Source organism: Actinoallomurus acaciae, from assembly GCF_042429965.1.
GTDB lineage: Bacteria > Actinomycetota > Actinomycetes > Streptosporangiales > Streptosporangiaceae > Actinoallomurus > Actinoallomurus acaciae.
In genome coordinates, this window is sequence record NZ_JBHLZP010000577.1 from 1 (window position 1) to 4,880 (window position 4,880).

The following is a 4,880-nucleotide window of genomic DNA, read 5'->3' on the forward strand; positions in this document are numbered from 1 at the left end:
CGGGACCGGCTGGACTTCCTCGCCGAGCGAGCCGCCCTGCCCTCCGGCGGCGGAGCGCCGCTGTCCGAGGCGCCCGGCGGCATGTACGACGTCGCGGTGGTCGCGACGAGCTTCGTCCTGCCCGAACTGCTGGAGCGCGCCCTGGCGTCCGTACGCCGCGGCGGCCTCGTCATGCTGTACGGCCGGACCGCGGCCGGCGACCGGCTGCCCGGCCTGGCCTGCGACCTGGACCGCGTACGGCGTTCCGAACTGGCCGAGCCGGTCACCTGGCGCGGCCGCCCGGCGCTCGTGGGCGGCAGCTACGGAACCACGCGCGAGGACTTCGACCACGCGCTGCGCACCCTGTCCGGCACGCCGGACGGCCTCGGCGTCGAGCGGCTCGTCACGGCCGAGGTGTCGCTGCCCGAGCTCCCCGCGACGCTGCGCCGCCTCAGCGAGGAACGCTCGTTCGGGAAGGTGCTGATGCGTCCTTGAGCTCGAGCCGGGCCGCGCCGCCGGGTCGCGGCTGGACGGCGTCGAGCATGGTGTCGAGCGCGCGCTGGGACGACTGGAGCCGGGTGATCGCGTCGGCGATGCGGCGGCGCTCTCGCCGCAGGTCGGTGACCATTCCCGGGCAGGACGACGGGACGAGCCGCTCACCGTCGTCGTGCACGCAGTGCAGCAGCCGGGCGATGACGGCGGTGGGCAGGCCGGCCGCGAGCAGGACGCGGATGTGGCGCACCGCCGTGACGTCCGATTCGGCGTACTCCCGATAGCCGTTGGCCAGCCGCCGCGGCCGGAGCAGGCCCTGCTCCTCGTAGTAGCGCAGCAGCCGCCTGCTGACCCCTGTCTGCCGAGCCAGCGCACCGATCCGCATGTGACTTTCCGCTCCGAGGTTGACCTTCACATCCATGTGACACCTTAACGTCCCGGTTGTCGGTCATCATCCAGCGAAGGAGCCGGTCATGCCGGGAGCAGTGGTCATCGGAGTCGGGCCGGGGATCGGCCGGTCGGTCGCCCGGCGGTTCGCACGCGAGGGCCTGCCGGTCGCCCTCATCGCGCGGAGCGACGGAACGCTCGCCGACGTGGCCGAGGCCGTCTCACCGTTCGGCGTGCCCGTCGTCTCGCTGGCGGCGGACAGCACCGACGAGACGGCGCTGCGCGCCGCGCTCGACGCGGCGTCCGGCGAGCTCGGCGTCCCGGACGCGGTCGTCTACAACGCGGCGCTCATCCGCCCGGACCGGCCCGGAGAACTGCCCGTACGGGCCCAGCTGGACGCCTGGGCGGTCAACGTGGTCGGAGCGCTCACCGCCGCCGCCCACGTCGCGCCGGAGATGGCGCGGCGCGGGAGCGGCTCGTTCCTCATCACCGGAGGGATGCCCGAGCCGAAGGCGGGCTACGTGAGCCTCTCGCTCGGCAAGGCGGGCGTACGGACGCTGGTGGACCTGCTCGACGAGGAGTACGGGCCCTCCGGCGTCCACGTGGCCAGCGTCACCGTGGCCGGTCCCGTCGCCGCGGGCACCGCCTTCGACCCGGACGACATCGCCGAGCACTACTGGCGGCTGCACACCCAGCCGCGAGACCGGTGGCAACGAGAGGTTCTCCACGACGCCGAACCGGCGGGCTGGTCGCACGCGTAGCCGGTCGTTCAGTCGGCGCGGGGATCTCGGCGAGGCTCCCGACCGCTTGCGCATGCGGGGGGCGTGAGGACGGGACGGTCTACAGCGCGAGGCGGAGCACGGCCGAGAGCCCGCGGGGCGTGCTCGCGTCGCGTTCGCTCGGAAGCAGGTAGACCGGCAGACCCACGCGTACCGCCGCGCCGTCCTTCACCGGGTCGTCGCCGACGTACAGCACGCGCGACGGCTCGGCGCCCAGGCGCTCGCAGGCGAGGGCGAACAGCGCCGGATCGGGCTTGGCGACCCCGTGCTCGCACGAGAGGACGACCGTGCGCAGCGAGGTCAGCGCGCCGACCCGCTCGAAGGCCGGCCGGATGTCCCAGCCGATGTTGCTCAGCACCCCGACGGGCACGCCGGCGTCCCGCAGCGCGCCGAGCACCGGCACGGTGTCCGGGTACGGGCTCCAGGCGCCGGGGTCGGTGAGACAGGAGTAGACGGCCTCGGTCAGCTCCGGACCGAACGGCCCGGCCTCGGCGATCAGTTTGGTCCAGATCGTCCGGTGCGCCTGCTGGGACAGGTCGCAGCCCTCGCGGGCGGCGAACCCCCCGGGCGAGTCCACGTGGCGCAGGGTCCGCCGGATGACGTCCTCGGCCTCGGCCGGGCCGAGGGCGAGACCCTGCCGCCCGGCCGCCGAGACCAGCGCCGGCGCGTCCAGGACCCCGGTGTCGTCGAACAGCGTCCCGGAGAAGTCGAACAGGACCGCTTCCACACGTTCGCCCACTGGTTCACCCACGGCGACAGCATAGAGAACCGCGCGTGCGGCACAAGATCCAGACGCCGGACGGCGGTGACGGCGGACCGGTGGCCGCCGCGGGCGTGATAACCGACGCGTCGAGACGTCTGGATGCCCCTTCTGCGGGTGCCGAAATACTATCCTTGCTCAGGCAACGTCCCCGAGAAAGGAACGATTAGTGGCAACCAGGGTCATCATGGTGGATGATTTCGACGGTCATGACGGCGAGGACGTCGCGAAGCGGGATTTCGAGATCGGCGAGACCACTTACACCATCGATCTCGGTGATGAGAACTTCAAGAAACTGCAAGAGGCGATCGAGGTCCTCCTGCCGTATCTGGAGAAGGCGACCCGGGTGAAGCAGGCGGGCCGGTCTCGTCGGGCCACCGCCGACACGGGCCCTCGCCTGCGCGGATACTCTAACAGTGACGTGCGTGAATGGGCCAGGCAGGAAGGCGTCGAGGTCAGCGCGCGGGGGAAGATCGGTGATGAGGTCTATGAGAAGTTCATAGCGGCCCACCCCGACGCCAACCCGGATGACTGACTGGCCGTGAGAGACTGCAGGAGATATTGAGATGGCACAAGAAACGATCGTTCGGCTCCTCGATGACATCGACGGCAAGCCGGCGGACGAGACGGTGATCTTTTCACTCGACGGCGTTCCCTACGAAATCGATCTCAGGACGAGAAACGCGGACAAGCTTCGCAAGGTGTTCGCGCCGTACGTTGAGAAGGGACGCAAGGCGGGTTCTCGCCGCACCGGACGCGCAGGACGCGGCCGCACGGCGCACAACCGTGAGCGTGCTGCCGACATCCGGGGCTGGGCGAAGGAACACGGGATCTCCATCAACGACCGTGGCCGGATCCCCGCTGAGATCGTCCACGCGTACGAGGCGAAGGACCCCAGCCGGGCCAAGAACCCCGGTGGAAAGGTCCCTCAGACGAAGTTCCAGGCCGCGGGACGCTGACCGGCCGGATCCGCGGGCGGGCGCGCCGATCGAGGCCGCACCACGTTCGTTCGCCGGGCGCACCACACGAGAAGCCGTGGCCGGCGAGAAGTGGCCCGGCCCGCTCTGTCTTTGCGAATGCGGCGGTGACTTTGGACCGGGCGTGCCGTGCGGGCCGGACGTGTTGTTCTGGCCCGGCATGTCGTGTGGCAGCCGTTCAAGAAAGCCGATGAAGGTGGCGCGGCGATGGCGCCGCCTTCATCGGCCGTGGACCGCATCCCGCCCTTGGCGGTGACGTCGCAGGCCAATCGGGGCGTCGGCCGACCACCCTTCGATTTCAACGCCGAAACCACATACCCCAGCCGCTCGCGGGATCCGGCCGTGGGTAAGGGTTACCGTGTTGTCCTAGAAAGCCGGAGGGTCGCATGAGTGCCGACGGGTCCGAGTATGTCCGGGACCAGCGTTATCTCACCACGCGTATCACCGCCGACGGGCGGGACGGGTTTCCGGTCGAGCCCGGCCGTTACCGGCTCGTCGTCAGCCGGGCCTGTCCGTGGGCCAATCGCAGTGTCATCGTGCGGCGCCTCCTCGGGCTGGAGCCCGTGCTTTCCCTGGGCATCTGCGGGCCCACGCACGACGAGCGGAGTTGGACCTTCGACCTCGATCCCGGCGGCCGGGACCCCGTGCTGAAGATCGAACGGCTTCAGGAGGCCTTCTTCGCGCGCGATCCGGACTATCCGCTCGGGATCACCGTGCCGGCCATCGTCGACATCCCCACGGGCAAGGTCGTGACGAACGACTTCGCGCAGATCACACTCGACCTGTCCACCGAGTGGAGGGGGCACCACCGGCCCGGCGCGCCCGATCTCTACCCCGAGCGACACCGGGACGAGATCGACGCGATCAACGCCGACGTCTACGCCGACGTCAACAACGCGGTCTACGAGGCCGGGTTCGCCAAGGGCCAGGACGCCTACGAGCGCGCCTACCGCAAGCTGTTCCGGCGTCTCGACATCCTGCAGGAGCGCCTCGCCGCCCGCCGCTACCTCGTCGGGGACGCCATCACCGAGGCCGACATCCGGCTGTTCACCACGCTCGTCCGCTTCGACGCCGTGTACCACGGGCATTTCAAGTGCAACCGCAGCAAACTCGCCGAGATGCCGGTGCTGTGGGCGTACGCCCGGGACCTGTTCCAGACCCCGGGCTTCGGGGACACCATCGACTTTCCGCAGATCAAGGAGCACTACTACGTCGTCCACCGCGACGTGAACCCCACCGGCGTCGTGCCGCTCGGCCCGGACACCTCCGGCTGGCTCACCCCGCACGGGCGGGAACGACTCGGCGGACGGCCTTTCGGCGACGGGACTCCGCCCGGCCCGGTCGCCGACGGCGAGGCCGTGACCGCCGTCACGGGCTGACGGTGAGCAGCACGGCGCCGACCGAGCGGCGCCTCTCGATCTCGGCATGCGCGTCCGCCGCGCGGTCCAGCGGATAGGTGGCGTGGATGCGCGGTCGGAGGCGGCCGTCCGCCGCCGCGACCAGGGC

Annotated in this window: 8 protein-coding genes; 5 read left to right on the forward strand and 3 right to left on the reverse strand. The window is 70.7% G+C overall.

Annotated features, from left to right (window positions below; translation table 11 throughout):
• Positions 1 to 474 (forward strand): hypothetical protein (locus tag ACFFNX_RS42285; RefSeq protein WP_378211879.1); only part of this gene is annotated, 474 nt, incomplete at its 5' end.
• On the opposite strand, the gene ACFFNX_RS42290 is transcribed toward ACFFNX_RS42285, so the two are convergent.
• Positions 431 to 892, reverse strand: a complete 462-nt coding sequence (locus ACFFNX_RS42290) for a MerR family transcriptional regulator (protein ID WP_378211880.1) — start codon at positions 890 to 892, stop codon at positions 431 to 433. The genes ACFFNX_RS42285 and ACFFNX_RS42290 overlap by 44 nt on opposite strands.
• A gap of 52 nt (positions 893 to 944) precedes the next feature.
• On the opposite strand from ACFFNX_RS42290, the gene ACFFNX_RS42295 reads away from it, so the two are divergent.
• A complete protein-coding gene (locus ACFFNX_RS42295; protein ID WP_378211881.1) occupies positions 945 to 1,619 on the forward strand; it encodes an SDR family NAD(P)-dependent oxidoreductase in 675 nt (224 codons plus the stop codon).
• A gap of 79 nt (positions 1,620 to 1,698) precedes the next feature.
• Here ACFFNX_RS42295 and ACFFNX_RS42300 read toward each other — a convergent pair whose 3' ends face one another.
• Positions 1,699 to 2,388: an HAD family hydrolase gene (locus ACFFNX_RS42300; RefSeq protein ID WP_378211882.1), complete on the reverse strand. Its 690-nt coding sequence runs from the start codon at positions 2,386 to 2,388 to the stop codon at positions 1,699 to 1,701.
• Positions 2,389 to 2,566: 178 nt separating this feature from the next.
• Between ACFFNX_RS42300 and ACFFNX_RS42305 the strand changes: the two genes are divergently transcribed.
• From ACFFNX_RS42305 to ACFFNX_RS42315, 3 genes are all read left to right on the forward strand, one after another.
• A complete protein-coding gene (locus tag ACFFNX_RS42305) occupies positions 2,567 to 2,932 on the forward strand; it encodes a histone-like nucleoid-structuring protein Lsr2 (RefSeq protein ID WP_378211883.1) in 366 nt (121 codons plus the stop codon).
• 31 nt (positions 2,933 to 2,963) lie between these two features.
• A complete protein-coding gene (locus tag ACFFNX_RS42310; RefSeq protein ID WP_378211884.1) occupies positions 2,964 to 3,356 on the forward strand; it encodes a histone-like nucleoid-structuring protein Lsr2 in 393 nt (130 codons plus the stop codon).
• A 404-nt stretch (positions 3,357 to 3,760) separates the two neighbouring features.
• Positions 3,761 to 4,753, forward strand: coding sequence for a glutathione S-transferase family protein (locus ACFFNX_RS42315; RefSeq protein ID WP_378211886.1), 993 nt, complete (start codon positions 3,761 to 3,763; stop codon positions 4,751 to 4,753).
• Here the strand turns inward: ACFFNX_RS42315 and ACFFNX_RS42320 are convergent.
• Positions 4,743 to 4,877: a zinc-binding dehydrogenase gene (locus ACFFNX_RS42320; protein WP_378211887.1), complete on the reverse strand. Its 135-nt coding sequence runs from the start codon at positions 4,875 to 4,877 to the stop codon at positions 4,743 to 4,745. The genes ACFFNX_RS42315 and ACFFNX_RS42320 overlap by 11 nt on opposite strands.
• Between the last annotated feature and the right edge of the window lie 3 nt (positions 4,878 to 4,880).